Source organism: Labrys miyagiensis, from assembly GCF_030160835.1.
Lineage (GTDB): Bacteria > Pseudomonadota > Alphaproteobacteria > Rhizobiales > Labraceae > Labrys > Labrys miyagiensis.
On sequence record NZ_BSPC01000080.1, the window covers coordinates 40486 to 54413 of the forward strand.

The 13928-nt window shown below is 63.9% G+C and carries 13 protein-coding genes; all 13 read left to right on the forward strand.

The window, feature by feature from the left end; translation table 11 throughout:
- Window positions 1-113 precede the first annotated feature (113 nt).
- The 13 genes from QQL24_RS33300 (at window position 114) to QQL24_RS33360 (ending at window position 13776) form a co-directional block, all read left to right on the forward strand.
- Window positions 114-2483, forward strand: a complete 2370-nt coding sequence (locus tag QQL24_RS33300) for a xanthine dehydrogenase family protein molybdopterin-binding subunit (protein WP_284316625.1) — start codon at window positions 114-116, stop codon at window positions 2481-2483.
- Window positions 2484-2594: 111 nt separating this feature from the next.
- Entirely contained in the window at window positions 2595-3392 is a 798-nt protein-coding gene (locus QQL24_RS33305) for an FAD binding domain-containing protein (RefSeq protein ID WP_284316626.1), read from the forward strand.
- A 62-nt stretch (window positions 3393-3454) separates the two neighbouring features.
- The gene (locus tag QQL24_RS33310) at window positions 3455-4018 is read left to right on the forward strand and encodes an O-acetyl-ADP-ribose deacetylase (RefSeq protein ID WP_284316627.1); all 564 of its coding nucleotides are present in this window, start codon (window positions 3455-3457) and stop codon (window positions 4016-4018) included.
- A gap of 93 nt (window positions 4019-4111) precedes the next feature.
- A complete protein-coding gene (locus tag QQL24_RS33315; RefSeq protein WP_431310798.1) occupies window positions 4112-5035 on the forward strand; it encodes an AAA family ATPase in 924 nt (307 codons plus the stop codon).
- Window positions 5022-6242, forward strand: coding sequence for a vWA domain-containing protein (locus tag QQL24_RS33320; protein ID WP_284316629.1), 1221 nt, complete (start codon window positions 5022-5024; stop codon window positions 6240-6242). Before QQL24_RS33315 ends, QQL24_RS33320 begins: the two co-directional genes overlap by 14 nt.
- 24 nt (window positions 6243-6266) lie before the next feature.
- Window positions 6267-6608: an XdhC family protein gene (locus QQL24_RS33325; protein WP_284316630.1), complete on the forward strand. Its 342-nt coding sequence runs from the start codon at window positions 6267-6269 to the stop codon at window positions 6606-6608.
- Between the two features lie 3 nt (window positions 6609-6611).
- Complete coding sequence (locus tag QQL24_RS33330; protein ID WP_284316631.1) at window positions 6612-7319, forward strand: XdhC family protein; 708 nt, start codon at window positions 6612-6614, stop codon at window positions 7317-7319.
- A 35-nt stretch (window positions 7320-7354) separates the two neighbouring features.
- A complete protein-coding gene (locus QQL24_RS33335; RefSeq protein WP_284316632.1) occupies window positions 7355-8971 on the forward strand; it encodes an NTP transferase domain-containing protein in 1617 nt (538 codons plus the stop codon).
- A gap of 428 nt (window positions 8972-9399) precedes the next feature.
- Window positions 9400-10353 (forward strand): branched-chain amino acid ABC transporter permease, encoded by a 954-nt coding sequence (locus QQL24_RS33340; protein ID WP_284316633.1) that lies wholly within the window; start codon window positions 9400-9402, stop codon window positions 10351-10353.
- Window position 10354: 1 nt separating this feature from the next.
- A complete protein-coding gene (gene livM, locus QQL24_RS33345) occupies window positions 10355-11749 on the forward strand; it encodes a high-affinity branched-chain amino acid ABC transporter permease LivM (protein ID WP_431310797.1) in 1395 nt (464 codons plus the stop codon).
- A 14-nt stretch (window positions 11750-11763) separates the two neighbouring features.
- A complete protein-coding gene (locus QQL24_RS33350) occupies window positions 11764-12696 on the forward strand; it encodes an ABC transporter ATP-binding protein (RefSeq protein ID WP_431310799.1) in 933 nt (310 codons plus the stop codon).
- A 2-nt stretch (window positions 12697-12698) separates the two neighbouring features.
- On the forward strand, window positions 12699-13421 hold the full coding sequence (locus QQL24_RS33355; RefSeq protein ID WP_284316634.1) for an ABC transporter ATP-binding protein: 723 nt from the start codon (window positions 12699-12701) through the stop codon (window positions 13419-13421).
- A 1-nt stretch (window position 13422) separates the two neighbouring features.
- Window positions 13423-13776, forward strand: a complete 354-nt coding sequence (locus QQL24_RS33360) for a DUF6867 family protein (protein ID WP_284316635.1) — start codon at window positions 13423-13425, stop codon at window positions 13774-13776.
- Window positions 13777-13928 lie beyond the last annotated feature (152 nt).

A 13928-nucleotide genomic window follows, 5' to 3' on the forward strand; every position in this document is an offset into this window, starting at 1 on the left:
TTTTCTGTTGGATTCCCGCTCGTTTCTTCGGCGAAGCGCGCTTTGCCGGGGACATTAAGGCCGCCGACGAAGCGGCTTCGTCCTGTCATCAACGACGATGTGGAGAGAACGCTATGACCGCCACGGGCGTGGGCGCACCGGTGCGCCGCAAGGAAGATTTCCGTTTCATCACCGGCAAGGGCAATTACACCGCCGACATTAACCGCGCAGGCCAGGCCTATGCCTATTTCCTGCGCTCGCCGCATGCACATGCCGCCATCAAGTCCATCGACATCGCAGCGGCTCGCAAGATGCCCGGGGTCATCGAGGTCCTCACGGGTGAGGACCTCGCCGAGGACAAGATCGGCGGCCTGATCTGCGGCTGGATGATCCATTCCAAGGACGGTTCGCCGATGAAGGCCGGCGGCCATCCCGCGCTTGCCCAGGGCAAGGTGCGCTATGTCGGCGACCATGTCGCAGTGGTGCTGGCCGAGACCCTGGCGCAGGCCAAGGACGGCGCCGAGGCGATCAACGTCACCTATGAGGTGCTGCCTGCCAGCGCCGACACCGCCAAGACGCAGGTCAAGGGCGCTCCGCAAGTCCATGCGGAAGCCGAAGACAACACCGTCTTCCGCTGGCATCTCGGCGTGAAAGACGCGACGGACGCCGCCTTCAAGGCGGCCAAGCACATCACCAGGCTGGAAATCGTCAACAACCGCCTGGTGCCCAACGCCATCGAGCCGCGCGCCGCCATCGGCGACTACGACTCGGGAACCGAGACCTATACGCTCCACACCACCTCGCAAAATCCTCATGTGGCGAGGCTGGTGCTCTCCGCCTTCGTCGGCATCGCGCCCGAAAACAAATTGCGCGTGATCGCACCGGATGTCGGCGGCGGCTTCGGCTCCAAGATCTTCATCTATGCCGAGGAGACGATCTGCGTCTGGGCCGCCAAGCGTATCAACCGGCCGGTGAAGTGGACGGGCGACCGCTCAGAGGCCTTCCTGGCCGATGCGCATGGGCGCGACCATGTCACCCAGGCCGAACTTGCGGTGGACACCAACAACAGGATCACCGGGCTTCGCGTTCACACCATCGCCAATCTCGGAGCGTATCTGTCCACCTTCTCCTCGTCGGTGCCGACCTATCTCTACGCCCCGCTGCTCTCAGGCCAATACGACATCCCGGCGATCTATGCCGAGGTGGACGGCGTCTACACCAACACGGCGCCGGTGGACGCCTATCGCGGCGCCGGGCGGCCGGAGGCGACCTATGTGGTCGAGCGCCTGATCGAGGTTGCGGCCCGCGAGCTCGGCCTGGATCCGGCCAAGTTCCGCAGGAAGAACTTCGTCAAATCCTTCCCGCACCAGACGCCGGTGATCATGATGTATGATGCCGGCGACTATAATGCCTCGCTCGACAAGGCGATGGAGATGCACGACGTCAAGGGCTTCGGTGCCCGCCGCCGGGCCTCCGAACGTGCCGGCAAACTCAGGGGCCTGGGCTATTCGGCCTATATCGAGGCCTGCGGCATCGCGCCGTCGGCGGCGGTCGGCTCGCTCGGCGCCGGCGTGGGCCTGTGGGAATCGGCCGAGGTGCGCGTCAACCCGATCGGCACGGTAGAGGTGCTGACCGGATCGCACAGCCATGGCCAGGGCCATGAGACCACCTTCGCCCAGCTCGTTTCCGACCGGCTCGGCATTCCCATCGACTCCGTCTCGGTGGTGCACGGCGACACCGACAAGGTGCAGTTCGGCATGGGTACCTATGGCTCGCGCTCCGGCGCGGTCGGCATGTCGGCCATCGTCAAGGCGGTCGACAAGGTCATCGCCAAGGGCAAGAAGGTCGCCTCCTATGTGCTCGAAGCCTCCGAAGGCGATATCGAGTTCAAGGATGGGCGCTTCTCGGTGGCGGGTACCGACAAGGGCCTCGCCTTTGGGGAAGTCGCGCTGCAGGCCTATATCGCCCATAAATTCTCCGGCCAGGACCTCGAGCCGGGGCTCAAGGAAGGCGCCTTCTACGATCCGACCAACTTCACCTTCCCGGCCGGCGTCCATATCTGCGAGGTGGAGATCGATCCGGAAACCGGCGTCACCACCATCGACCGCTGGACGGCGGTGGATGATTTCGGCGAGCTCATCAATCCGATGATCGTCGAGGGCCAGGTGCATGGCGGCATCGCCCAGGGCGTCGGCCAGGCCCTGCTCGAAGGCGCGATCTATGACAAGGACGGCCAGCTGTTGACGGCATCCTACATGGACTACTGCATGCCGCGGGCCGACGATCTACCCTCCTTCACCATCGGCGTGACCAAGACCGCCTGCCCGTCCAACCCCCTTGGCATCAAGGGTTGCGGCGAGGCCGGTGCGATCGCAGCCCCGCCGGCCGTGATGAACGCCATCACGGATGCCATCGGATTGGAGGATATCCCGATGCCGGCGTCGCCACAGGTGGTGTGGCAGGCCGTGCAGCGCGCCGCGAAGATGAAGAAGGCTGCGGAATAATGGAGTGGCGGTCTCCGGCCGCCATCGACCCTTCCGCAGACACCGCGTTTCCAAGATGGCGGTCGGAGACCGCCACTCCAAATTCATTCCACCTCCCTCAGGAGATGATCCATGTATCCCTTTACCTATCAGCGCCCCACCTCCGTACGCGGCGCCGTCGCCGCCCTCTCGAAGGCCGAAGAGGGCAAATTGCTCGCCGGCGGCCACACGCTGCTGCCGACCATGAAGCTGCGCCTTGCGAGTCCCTCCACCCTGATCGACCTCACCAGGATCGAAGCCCTGCGCGGCATCGAGGTGAAGGGCCGCAACCTCGTGATCGGCGCCACCACCACGCATGCCGAGGTGGCCAGCAGCGCCGCGGTGGGCGAGGCCCTCCCGGCGCTCGCGGCCCTCGCCCTTCTGATCGGTGATCCCGCCGTGCGCAGCCGTGGCACCATCGGCGGCTCGATCGCCAACAATGATCCGGCGGCTGATTATCCCGCGGCGGCCCTCGCCCTCGGCGCGACCATCGTCACCAACAAGCGCAAGATCCCGGCGGACGAGTTCTTCACTGGCCTGTTCGACACGGCGCTGGATGAAGGCGAGATCATCACCAAGGTCTCCTTCCCCATCCCCGCCAAGGCGGCCTATGAGAAGTTCCCCAATCCCGCCTCGCGCTATGCGCTGGTCGGCGTCTTCGTCGCCAAAAAGGGCAGCGCGGTGCGCGTGGCCGTCACGGGTGCGGGCTCGGACGGGGTGTTCCGCCACACCAAGGCCGAAGAGGCGCTGGCGACCCGCTTCCATGCCAAATCGCTCGAGGGCGTGTCGATAGAGGCCAAGGGGCTTAACGGTGATATCCATGCCAGTGCCGAATATCGCGCCCATCTGATCGGCGTGCTGACCAGGCGCGCGGTTGCGGCGGCGAAGTGAATGTCGATAATTGCGGACGGGAACCGCCCACGCGGCTTCCGTCCTCGATATGGAATGAGATGATGGCCGATCCCGCTGTCGAGTTTTCCGCGCAATTGCCTGGTGCCCGGCTCGACGTCGTTATCGCCAACATCACTACGCTCAAGCTGGACGCCATCGTCAATGCCGCCAATACCTCGCTGCTGGGCGGTGGCGGTGTCGACGGCGCCATCCATCGCGCCGCCGGGCCGGACCTCGTCGCGGAGTGCCGCATGCTGAACGGCTGCAAGGTGGGCGAGGCCAAGATCACCAAGGGATACAGGCTGCCGGCGAGGCATGTGATCCACACGGTCGGTCCCGTGTGGAATGGTGGGGCCGCGGGCGAACCCGAGAAGCTGCGATCCTGCTACCGCAACAGCCTCAAGGTCGCGGCCGCCAATGCCATCGACTCCATAGCCTTCCCGGCCATCTCGACGGGCATCTACCGCTTCCCGCCAGACCTCGCCGCCGACATCGCGCTCGCAACGGTGATCGAGACCCTGCCCACTTTGGCGCCGGCGCCTTCACAGGTCATCTTCTGCTGTTTCGACGCCGCCACGGCGGCGCTTTACCGCCAGAGTTTCGAGAAAGCGAATTTGGTGATTTAGGCACGCCTTCATCGTCTGCCGCGATGAGATCGTGTCAAAAGGTTTTGCTTCGCCCCCGCCTGACTCGTCCTATAGTGCCGGGAGCTTCAGGAGATTGAATTGCCGTCTGCCTTGCCCACTTCGATCGACGATACCGCCGCCTTGCTCTCCAGGGCCGATTACGTAGCAGGACGAGACCTTTCGACGGTGCTCTTTCTGGCCCTGCGCATGGGCCGCCCTCTCTTCCTCGAGGGTGAGGCCGGCGTCGGCAAGACCGAGATCGCAAAGGTGCTCTCCTCGACGCTGAACCGGCCCCTGATCCGCCTGCAATGCTATGAGGGCCTCGACATTTCCTCGGCCGTTTATGAGTGGAACACCATGGCCCAGATGGTGGAGATCCGCCTAGCGGAGGCCAGCGGCGGCGTCGACCGGGCGGCGCTCGGCTCGGACCTGTTCTCCGAGCGCTTCCTGATCGCTCGCCCCATCCTCGAAGCGGTGCGCCCGCAGGCTGGCGGCGCGCCCATCCTGCTGATCGACGAGCTCGACCGCACCGACGAAGCCTTCGAGGCCTATCTCCTGGAGGTGCTCTCGGATTTCCAGGTCACCATCCCCGAATTCGGCACGGTGAAGGCAGCCTCGCCGCCTATCGTCATTATCACCTCCAACCGCACGCGCGAGATCCATGACGCGCTGAAGCGGCGCTGCCTTTATCACTGGGTCGATTATCCCAGTGCCGAGAACGAACTCGAGATCCTGCGCCGCAAGGTGCCGCATGTGCCGGCCAAGCTCTCGCGCGAAGTCATCGGCTTCGTGCAGGCCTTGCGTCGGGAGGACCTGTTCAAGGCGCCCGGCGTCGCCGAGATGCTGGACTGGGCCACGGCGCTTACCGAGCTCGACGCGGTGGCCCTCGACCCGGCCCTGGTCTCCGACACGCTCGGCGTCCTGCTGAAATACCAGGACGACATCGCCCGCCTGACCGGCAGCCAGGCCAGGCGGCTGCTCGATGGCGTGAAGGCCAGCAACAATGCCGCCGCCTGAGCCGCCTGTCGTTACCCCCGGCAAGCTTGCCGACAACATCGCCTATTTCGCGAGGCTCCTGCGCGATGCCGGCCTGCCGGTCGGCCCCGCCTCCGTACTCGATGCCATCAGGGCGGTGGAGACCGTCGGCCTCGGCGGCAAGCAGGATTTCTACTGGACGCTGCACAGCGTGTTCGTCACCCGGCACGAACAGTCGATCCTGTTTCATCAGGCCTTCGAGCTGTTCTGGCGCCAGCGCGCGCTCACCGAAAAACTCATTGCCATGATGTCGCCGCAGGCCATCGCCGCCAGGGAGCCGCCCAAGCCCAAGGCGGGCTCGCAGCGTGTCAACGATGCCTTCTACAAGGAGCCGCCGCGCGAGGTCGAGGAAAGACAGCTTGTCGAGTTCGATGCCCGACTGACCATGTCGGAGCGCGAGATCCTCAAGCAGCGCGACTTCGCCCAGATGACGGCGGCCGAAATCGCGGCGGCCAAGCGCGAGATCGCGCAACTGCGCCTGCCCTATGACAATGTGCCGACGCGCCGCCTCATTGCCGGGGGCAAAGAGGTGATCGACCTGCGCCGCACCCTGCGCGCCGCCATGCGCAGCGGCGGCAATCTCGTCAACATCGCCTATCGGGAAGTCGGCGAGAAGCACCCGCCCATCGTGGCGCTGTGCGACATCTCCGGCTCGATGGCCGATTATTCGCGCCTTTTCCTGCATTTCCTGCACGCGATCTCGGAAAAGGGTCGGCGCGTGCATGGCTTCGTCTTCGCCACGCGTCTCACCAACATCACGCGTGCGCTGCGTACGCGCGACCCCGACGAGGCGCTGGAGCAGGCTTCCAAGGCCGTGAAGGATTGGGACGGCGGCACGCGCATCGCCCATTGCCTCGAGCGCTTCAACAAGGACTGGTCGCGCCGCGTGCTCGGCCAGGGCGCGCTGGTGCTGCTGATCACCGATGGGCTGGAGCGCCAGGTCGATGACGGCCTCGCCAAAGAACTCGACCGCTTGCACCGCTCCTGCCGGCGCCTGATCTGGCTCAACCCGCTGCTGCGCTTCGACGCTTTCGAGGCCCGCGCCGCCGGCATCAAGGCGATGCTGCCGCATGTTGACGAATTCAGGACCATACACAATCTCAAGAGCATGGGAGATCTGGTCAAGGCCCTGGATCGCAAGGCTGACGCCTCCGCGGATCCGCGGACGTGGCTGAAGAAGGCCGGCTAAGTCCCTTATTTGAGGAGCATTTTCATGAGTGATACTGCAGCAAACCTGGCATCCGATGCCGATATCCTCGCCTCCGCCCAGCATTGGCGCGAGCAGGGCAAAGGTGTTGCCATCGCCACCGTGGTGGAAACCTGGGGCTCGGCGCCGCGCCCCACCGGCTCCAACCTCGTGATCGACGAGGATGGCAATTTCCTCGGCTCCGTCTCGGGGGGCTGCGTCGAGGGCGCCGTGGTCACCGAGGCGCTCGACGTCATCCAGGAAGGCAAGCCGAAGATGCTCGAATTCGGCGTGGCCGACGAAACGGCCTGGCGTGTCGGCCTTTCCTGCGGCGGCACCATCCGCGTCTATGTCGAAAAGCTGGATTGACCGATGAAGCTCGCCACGCTCCAGGCGCTCAACCTGGCCCGCACCCAGCGCAAGGCGGCCGCGCTCGTCACCGATCTCGATAGCGGCGAGGAACGCCTGGTCAACGAAGCCGACATCGCCGCCGATCCGCTTGCCGCCGCCCTCGCCGAGCAGTTGCGAAAAGGCAAGTCGGCGACCGTGGAACAGGACGGCAAGCGCTATTTCATCACCATGCATGTGCCGCCGGTGCGGCTGGTGATGATCGGGGCCGTCCATATCAGCCAGGCGCTGGTACCGCTCGCCCGCCTTCTGGACCACGAACCGATCGTCGTCGATCCCCGCACCGCCTTCGCCTCGCCCGAGCGTTTTCCGGATGTAGAGCTGATTGCCGAATGGCCCGATGTCGCCCTGCCGCCGCTTGGCATCGACCGCTACACGGCCTTCGTCGCCCTTACCCACGATCCCAAGATCGACGACCCCGCCTTGATGCATGCCCTGGAGCGAGGCTGCTTCTATGTCGGCGCGCTGGGCTCTCGGAAAACCCACGCGCGCCGCCTTGAAAGGCTGCGGGCAGCCGGTGTCGGCGACAACACGCTCTCGCGTATCCGCGCCCCCATCGGGCTCGACATCGGCGCCATCAGCCCGTCCGAGATCGCTGTTTCCATCATTGCAGAGATCACGGCCGCGCTCAGGCTCGAAAGCGGCGAGAAAAAGCCGAGACAGGTCGCCTGATCTGTCAGCCTCTACTCAAAACCGATTGTAATTGAATGTTTTTTGGCGAAATCGCGATCGACGATGCCATCGGTGGCGTGGCAGTTCACTCCATCCGCAAGGGCAGTCTCGTCCTCAAGAAGGGCACCCTGATCGGGCCCGCCGAGGTGGCCGCGTTGCGCCGCGAGGGTGTCAGCACCGTTGTGATCGCCCGCCTCGACAAGGAGGACATCGGCGAGGACATGGCTGCCGCCCGTGTCGCCCAGGCGATCAAGGGGGCAGCCGTCCGGGCGGAAGATCCTTTCACCGGCCGCGCCAACCTGTTTGCCGAGCAGGCCGGCGTCCTCGTGCTCGACCGGGCGCGGATCGATGCCGTCAATGAGGTGGATGAGAGCATCACCTTCGCTACCCTGCCGGCATTCGCGGCCGTCAAGGCGGGCGAGATGATCGGCACCGTCAAGATCATTCCCTTTGCCGTTGACAAGGCGGTGCTCGACCGCGCACTCGCCACCCTCGTACAGCCGGCGATCCGCGTCGCGCCCTTCCGACCCTTGCGTGTCGCGGCGATCTCCACGCTCCTGCCTGGCCTGAAGGACAGCGTCGTCGGCAAGACCCTTCAGGTGCTCAAGGACCGCCTGGCCCCGGCCAAAGCCTCGATCGTCGCGGATGAGCGTGTGCAGCATCAGGCGGATGCCCTTGCCACGGCGCTGGACAAGGTCGCCAAAGCAGGGGCCGATCTCGCCATCATCTTCGGCGCCTCGGCGATCGCCGACCGGCGGGATGTCATCCCCATGGCGATCGAGAGTGCCGGCGGCGCCATTAGCCATTTCGGCATGCCCGTCGATCCCGGCAACCTGCTGCTCCTTGGAGAACTCGGCCCCATGTCGGTCCTCGGCGCGCCGGGCTGCGCCCGATCCCCCAAGGAGAACGGCTTCGACTGGATCCTGAATCGGCTTCTCGCCGGGGTTCCCGTCACCAGGGCCGACATTATCGGCCTGGGCGTCGGCGGCCTGCTGATGGAAATCGTCAGCCGCCCGCAGCCTCGCGCCGGCGGTAATGAGGAGAGCGATAGCCCGCCTCGCGTGGCGGCCGTCATCCTGGCGGGCGGGCGTTCCACCCGCATGGGCGGCCCCAACAAGCTGCTGCAGGATTATCGCGGCAAGCCTCTCGTCCGCCACGCGGTCGAGGCGAGTCTTGCCTCAAAGGCGCGCTCGGTCACCGTTGTCACCGGCCATCAGGCCGAGGCGGTGCGAGCCGCCCTCGCCGGGCTACCGGTCGCCTTCGCGCACAACCCTCACTTTGCCGAAGGCATCGCCACCTCCGTGCGGACGGGGATCGCGGCCCTGCCGGCCGACTGCGAGGCGGCCCTGATCGGCCTCGGCGACATGCCCCTTGTCGGCGCGCCGCTGCTCGATCGGCTGATCGAGGCCTTCGAACCGCGCAAGGGCGCCCACATCGTCCTGCCGGTCACGGGTGGCCAGCGGGGCAATCCGGTACTGTGGTCGCGACGCTTCTTCGGAGAGTTGCAGACCCTGCAGGGCGACTCGGGAGGCCGCCAGATTCTGAAGGCGAATGCCGATGCCGTGGCCGAGATTGCGGTTTCCTCGGCCGAAGCGAGCTTCGATGTCGATACGCCCGAAGCCTTGGCGGATCTGCGACAGGGATGGCGATAGCCGCTTGTTGCGTGGAAGGGACCGGGAACAACGGCCTCAACGCCTCGTGCGCAATTTTGCAGCAACTTTCTTTCCGCCAAGGAAACAAAGTAAGGTCTCTAAAAATTTTGTGTGGATTTCGCCGAAATCTAATAGCCGTTACACGTGTAACGGTTGCGGCTTTTGGGGCCTGTAGGCCCAATTTCGACCGTCCCGAGCAGCATTTTGGCGTAATTTTTGCCATTCGACGCTGAAAATTTCGCCCCGCTGCCCAAAAATTTCATAAAATCGATAAAGTTGAGCCGACAGGCCTTCCGCGCGATTGTCATGCGCCAAAGCGCTTGCTATGACAGGCAATCGTCGCATGACTGCCTGTCTCTTAGGCAAAAATCTCCGACAAGGGGATGCCAGGGAAAAAAGGGCAGCAGCGGCAGAGGGGAAAGTACTAGATGGCCTTCTTTATACAGCAGCTCATTAATGGGCTGGCGGTCGGATCACTGTATGGTCTGATCGCCGTAGGTTACACGATGGTGTTCGGCATCATCGGCATGGTGAACTTCGCTCATGGCGACTTGTTCATGCTCTCCGCGGTCATCGCGTTCGTCTGCTTCCTGTTCCTGATCACCTTGCTCGGCGTATCCTCGGTTATCGTCGCGCTGTTGATCGTGTTGGTGATCGGCATGGTGCTGACCAGCCTGTGGAACTGGGCGATCGAGCGCATCGCCTACCGGCCCTTGCGAGGCTCCTTCCGTCTCGCGCCGCTGATCTCGGCCATCGGTATCTCGATCGCCCTGTCGAACTTCGTGCAGATCTTCCAGGGCGCCGACTCCAAGGCAGTCCCGGCGGCGGTGGACCAGGCGCTCGGCGGCAAGTTCGAGATCTGGAGCGAGACAAATGCACAGGGCCAGGTCATCGACGCCACGATCTCGCTGAAGCAGATCATGGTCTTCATCATCACGGCAGCCCTGCTCGCCGTCTTCTGGTACCTGGTCACCAAGACTTCGCTCGGCCGTGCCCAGCGCGCCTGCGAGCAGGACCGCAAGATGGCCGCGTTGCTCGGCGTAAACGTCGACCGCACGATCTCGATCACCTTCATCATGGGCGCGGCGCTCGCCTCGGTGGCCGGCCTGATGTTCCTGGTCACGTACAGCTCCGTCAACTTTCACGACGGCTTCGTGCCTGGCGTGAAGGCCTTCACGGCGGCCGTGCTCGGCGGCATCGGCTCGCTGCCTGGCGCGGTGATCGGCGGTATCCTGATCGGCCTGGTGGAGAAGCTGTGGGAGGGCTCGTTCAACGGCGACGTAGCTTCCTACCGCGACGTGGCGGTGTTCTCCATCCTTGCCATTACCCTGATCTTCATGCCGCAAGGCCTGCTGGGTCGCCCGGAAGTGGAGAAGGTGTGAGATGGCTCAGAAGAACGAAAACACCTCCGGCATCGGCTTCTTCAAGGATCTCGCCTTCTGGACAGCCGCGGCGATTGCCCTCTTCGTGCCGGTTGTCGGGTTCACCACCTACTCCGACATGAACACCAACAGCCTGCAGTTCAACTTCACGAACGCGGCGTTCGCCTTCAATGACCGTTGGGGCGGCTTCGTGAAGGCCGGCGTGATGGTGGCGATCGTCGTCGCCGTGCGCGCCTTCGTCCTGCTCAGGCCGAAGCGCGAAAAGAGCGATCGGGTCTCGCCGGTCGCAGCCGCACTCTCGCGCTTCAGCGTGTCGCAGACGGCGATGTGGTTAGGTGCCGGCCTTGCCGTCGCCTTCCCGCTGGTGATGCTCGGCGCGCTGGGCGACAAGGGCTCGCTCAAGTGGATCGACACCTTCGGCATCGGCATCATGATTTACGTCATGCTGGGCTGGGGCCTGAACATCGTGGTTGGCCTCGCCGGCCTTCTCGACCTTGGTTACGTCGCCTTCTACGCGGTGGGTGCCTATTCCTACGCACTGATGTCCTATTACTGGGGCCTGTCCTTCTGGGAAGTGCTGCCCCTGGCCGGCATCCTCTCCGCCTTCTGGGGCATCATGCTGGGCTTCCCGGTGCTGCGCCTGCGCGGCGACTACCTCGCCATCGTGACGCTTGCCTTCGGTGAAATCATCCGCGTGGTGCTGATCAACTGGCGGGCCTTCACGCACGGGCCTGACGGTATCACCTCGATCAAGCCACCCTCCTTCTTCGGCATCCCGTTCACGGCGGGACCAACTGGCTTCGCCCACACTTTCGGGCTGACCTTCTCGCCGATCTACACCAAGGTCTTCCTTTTCTACGTCATCCTGGCGATGGCGCTGGCCACGGCCTATGTCACCACCCGCATGCGCAAGTTGCCGGTGGGCCGGGCTTGGGAAGCACTGCGCGAGAACGAGATCGCCTGCCGTTCACTCGGTATCAACACCACCAAGACAAAGCTGGCGGCCTTCGCCACCGGCGCCATGTTCGGCGGTTTCGCCGGCGCTTTCTTCGCCGCCAAGCAAGGCTTCATCAACCCCGAAAGCTTCACCTTCAACGAATCGGTGATGGTGCTTGCCATCGTGGTTCTCGGCGGCTCCGGCAGTCTTCTGGGCGTGGTGATCGCGGCCGTCTTCCTGGTTGGCGGCCTTGAAATCCTGCGCGAACTCGACTTCCTCAAGCAGATCTTCGGCGACAATTTCGATCCCGGCCTTTACCGCGGCCTGATCTTCGGCCTCGCCATGGTCATCATGATGCTGTGGAAACCGCGCGGCCTCATTTCCAATCGCGTGCCAACCGCATTTCTCAAGGAGCGCAAGGTTGTCTCGGGTGCCCTCGTCCAGGAGGGTCACGGATGAGCACCCCTACTTCAATGACAGATACAATCGATCCCTCCCTGGCGTCCCACGCCCATCCCGAACATCGCTGGCATAGCGATCCGCTTCTCAAGGTTGAAAAGCTCACCATGCGTTTCGGCGGCCTCACCGCCGTCAACGCGGTGACCTTCAACTGCGGGCGCGGCGACATCACCGCCCTCATCGGCCCGAACGGCGCAGGCAAGACCACGGTCTTCAACTGCATCACCGGCTTCTACAAGCCGACCGAGGGCCGTATCGGCCTGCGCCATGGCAGTCTCGCCGTCTGGGATGAGTTCGACGCCCTGACGACCTCCACCGACCAGCGGCTCATCCTCGGCCAGGACCACCTCTACCTCCTCGAGCGCATGCCGGACTTCCATGTCTCGCGCACCGCCAAGGTGGCCCGCACCTTCCAGAACATCCGCCTGTTCGCGGGCATGACGGTTCTGGAAAACCTGCTCGTAGCCCAGCACAATGCGCTGATGTCGGCCTCCGCCTTCTCCATCGCCGGCATCCTCAAGCTGCCCGGCTATGGCCGGGCCGAAGCCGCCGCTATCGACAAAGCCAAATATTGGCTCGACAAGACCAACCTCACCGCGCGCGCCGATGATCCTGCGGGCTCCCTGCCCTATGGCGACCAGCGCCGCCTCGAAATCGCCCGCGCCATGTGCACCAACCCGGTTCTGCTCTGCCTGGATGAGCCTGCCGCCGGTCTCAATCCGAAGGAAAGTCTCGACCTCAACACGCTCCTGCGCTCGATCCGGGCCGACCACGACACCTCCCTGCTCCTCATCGAGCATGACATGTCGGTGGTGATGGGGATCTCCGACCATGTCGTGGTGCTGAACTACGGCACCAAGATTTCCGACGGCACACCTGAGCAGGTGCGCAACGACCCGGCCGTGATTGCGGCCTATCTCGGTTCTGACGAAGAAGTGGAGGATTGAGCATGGCGAATCCCTTGCTCGCCGTCCGCGGCGTCCAGACCTATTACGGCCAGGTGCATGCTCTCAAAGGCGTTGATGTCGAAATCAACGGGGGCGAGATCGTGACGATCATCGGCGCCAACGGTGCCGGCAAGTCCACCCTGATGATGACGATCTTCGGCTCCCCCAAATGCCGAAGCGGCTCCATCGCATTCGACGGCCAGGACATTACCCATATGCCGATCCACGAGATTGCGCGCCTTCGTATCGCGCAGTCTCCGGAGGGGCGCCGCATCTTCCAGCGCATGACGGTGTATGAGAATCTGCAGATGGGCGCCGAAATCGACGGCAACACCCATTTCGCTGAGGATCTGGAACGCATGTATACGCTGTTCCCGCGCCTCAAGGAGCGTGCCGCCCAGCGCGGCGGTACCCTCTCGGGTGGTGAGCAGCAGATGCTCGCCATCGCCCGTGCGCTGATGAGCCGTCCTCGCCTCCTGATGCTGGACGAGCCCTCCCTCGGGCTCGCCCCGCTGATCGTCAAGCAGATCTTCGATGCGATCCGCGTCCTCAACCAGACGGAGAAGCTTTCGGTCTTCCTCGTCGAGCAGAATGCCTTCCATGCGCTCCGTCTGGCGCATCGCGGCTATGTCATGGTCAACGGCGTGATCACCATGTCGGGCACCGGCAAGGAATTGCTGGCACGCCCCGAGGTCCGCGCGGCCTATCTGGAAGGAGGGCACTGATATGGATCATTTCCTCTACGAGGACAACGCGTTCAAATTCGTCCTTGTCACCATCATCATGGGCGGCTGGGCGGCTTGGATGACGGGCAAGGCCTGCGCCTCCACCTGGAGCCGTTATCCGACCTTGTTCATCTACCTCACGATCCTGACGGCGGGCGTGCGCTTCCTGCATCAGGCGCCGTTCGGCGGCGACATGTTCTCGCCCCACTATTTCGTGGTCGACTTCATCTACATCCAGCTCGTCGGCCTTCTGTCCTATCGCCTAAAGCTGGCGAGCCAGATGGTCAGCCGCTATGGCTGGATGTTCCAGAAGTCGGGCGCCGTGGGCTGGAGCGCTCGTTCTCCGGTTGAATAAAACCTCGCTTCACCGGGCGGAAAAGTCTGCCCATACCTCGAACGTTACAAATATCCTCCGGAAGGGTAATGTCCCCTTCCGGACCCCGAAATCGGGTGACAAGCACCAAAAACTGGGCAACATAAGTCCCATTGGGGTGTCTTTATCCCGCT

Coding starts and splice junctions, on each gene's coding strand:
- QQL24_RS33320 (WP_284316629.1), top strand. CDS start 5,022: ATGCCGCCGCCTGAGCCGCCTGTCGTTACCCCCGGCAAGCTTGCCGAC.
- QQL24_RS33355 (WP_284316634.1), top strand. CDS start 12,699: ATGGCGAATCCCTTGCTCGCCGTCCGCGGCGTCCAGACCTATTACGGC.
- QQL24_RS33350 (WP_431310799.1), top strand. CDS start 11,764: ATGACAGATACAATCGATCCCTCCCTGGCGTCCCACGCCCATCCCGAA.
- livM (WP_431310797.1), top strand. CDS start 10,355: ATGGCTCAGAAGAACGAAAACACCTCCGGCATCGGCTTCTTCAAGGAT.
- QQL24_RS33305 (WP_284316626.1), top strand. CDS start 2,595: ATGTATCCCTTTACCTATCAGCGCCCCACCTCCGTACGCGGCGCCGTC.
- QQL24_RS33330 (WP_284316631.1), top strand. CDS start 6,612: ATGAAGCTCGCCACGCTCCAGGCGCTCAACCTGGCCCGCACCCAGCGC.
- QQL24_RS33300 (WP_284316625.1), top strand. CDS start 114: ATGACCGCCACGGGCGTGGGCGCACCGGTGCGCCGCAAGGAAGATTTC.
- QQL24_RS33340 (WP_284316633.1), top strand. CDS start 9,400: ATGGCCTTCTTTATACAGCAGCTCATTAATGGGCTGGCGGTCGGATCA.
- QQL24_RS33360 (WP_284316635.1), top strand. CDS start 13,423: ATGGATCATTTCCTCTACGAGGACAACGCGTTCAAATTCGTCCTTGTC.
- QQL24_RS33335 (WP_284316632.1), top strand. CDS start 7,355: ATGTTTTTTGGCGAAATCGCGATCGACGATGCCATCGGTGGCGTGGCA.
- QQL24_RS33310 (WP_284316627.1), top strand. CDS start 3,455: ATGGCCGATCCCGCTGTCGAGTTTTCCGCGCAATTGCCTGGTGCCCGG.
- QQL24_RS33325 (WP_284316630.1), top strand. CDS start 6,267: ATGAGTGATACTGCAGCAAACCTGGCATCCGATGCCGATATCCTCGCC.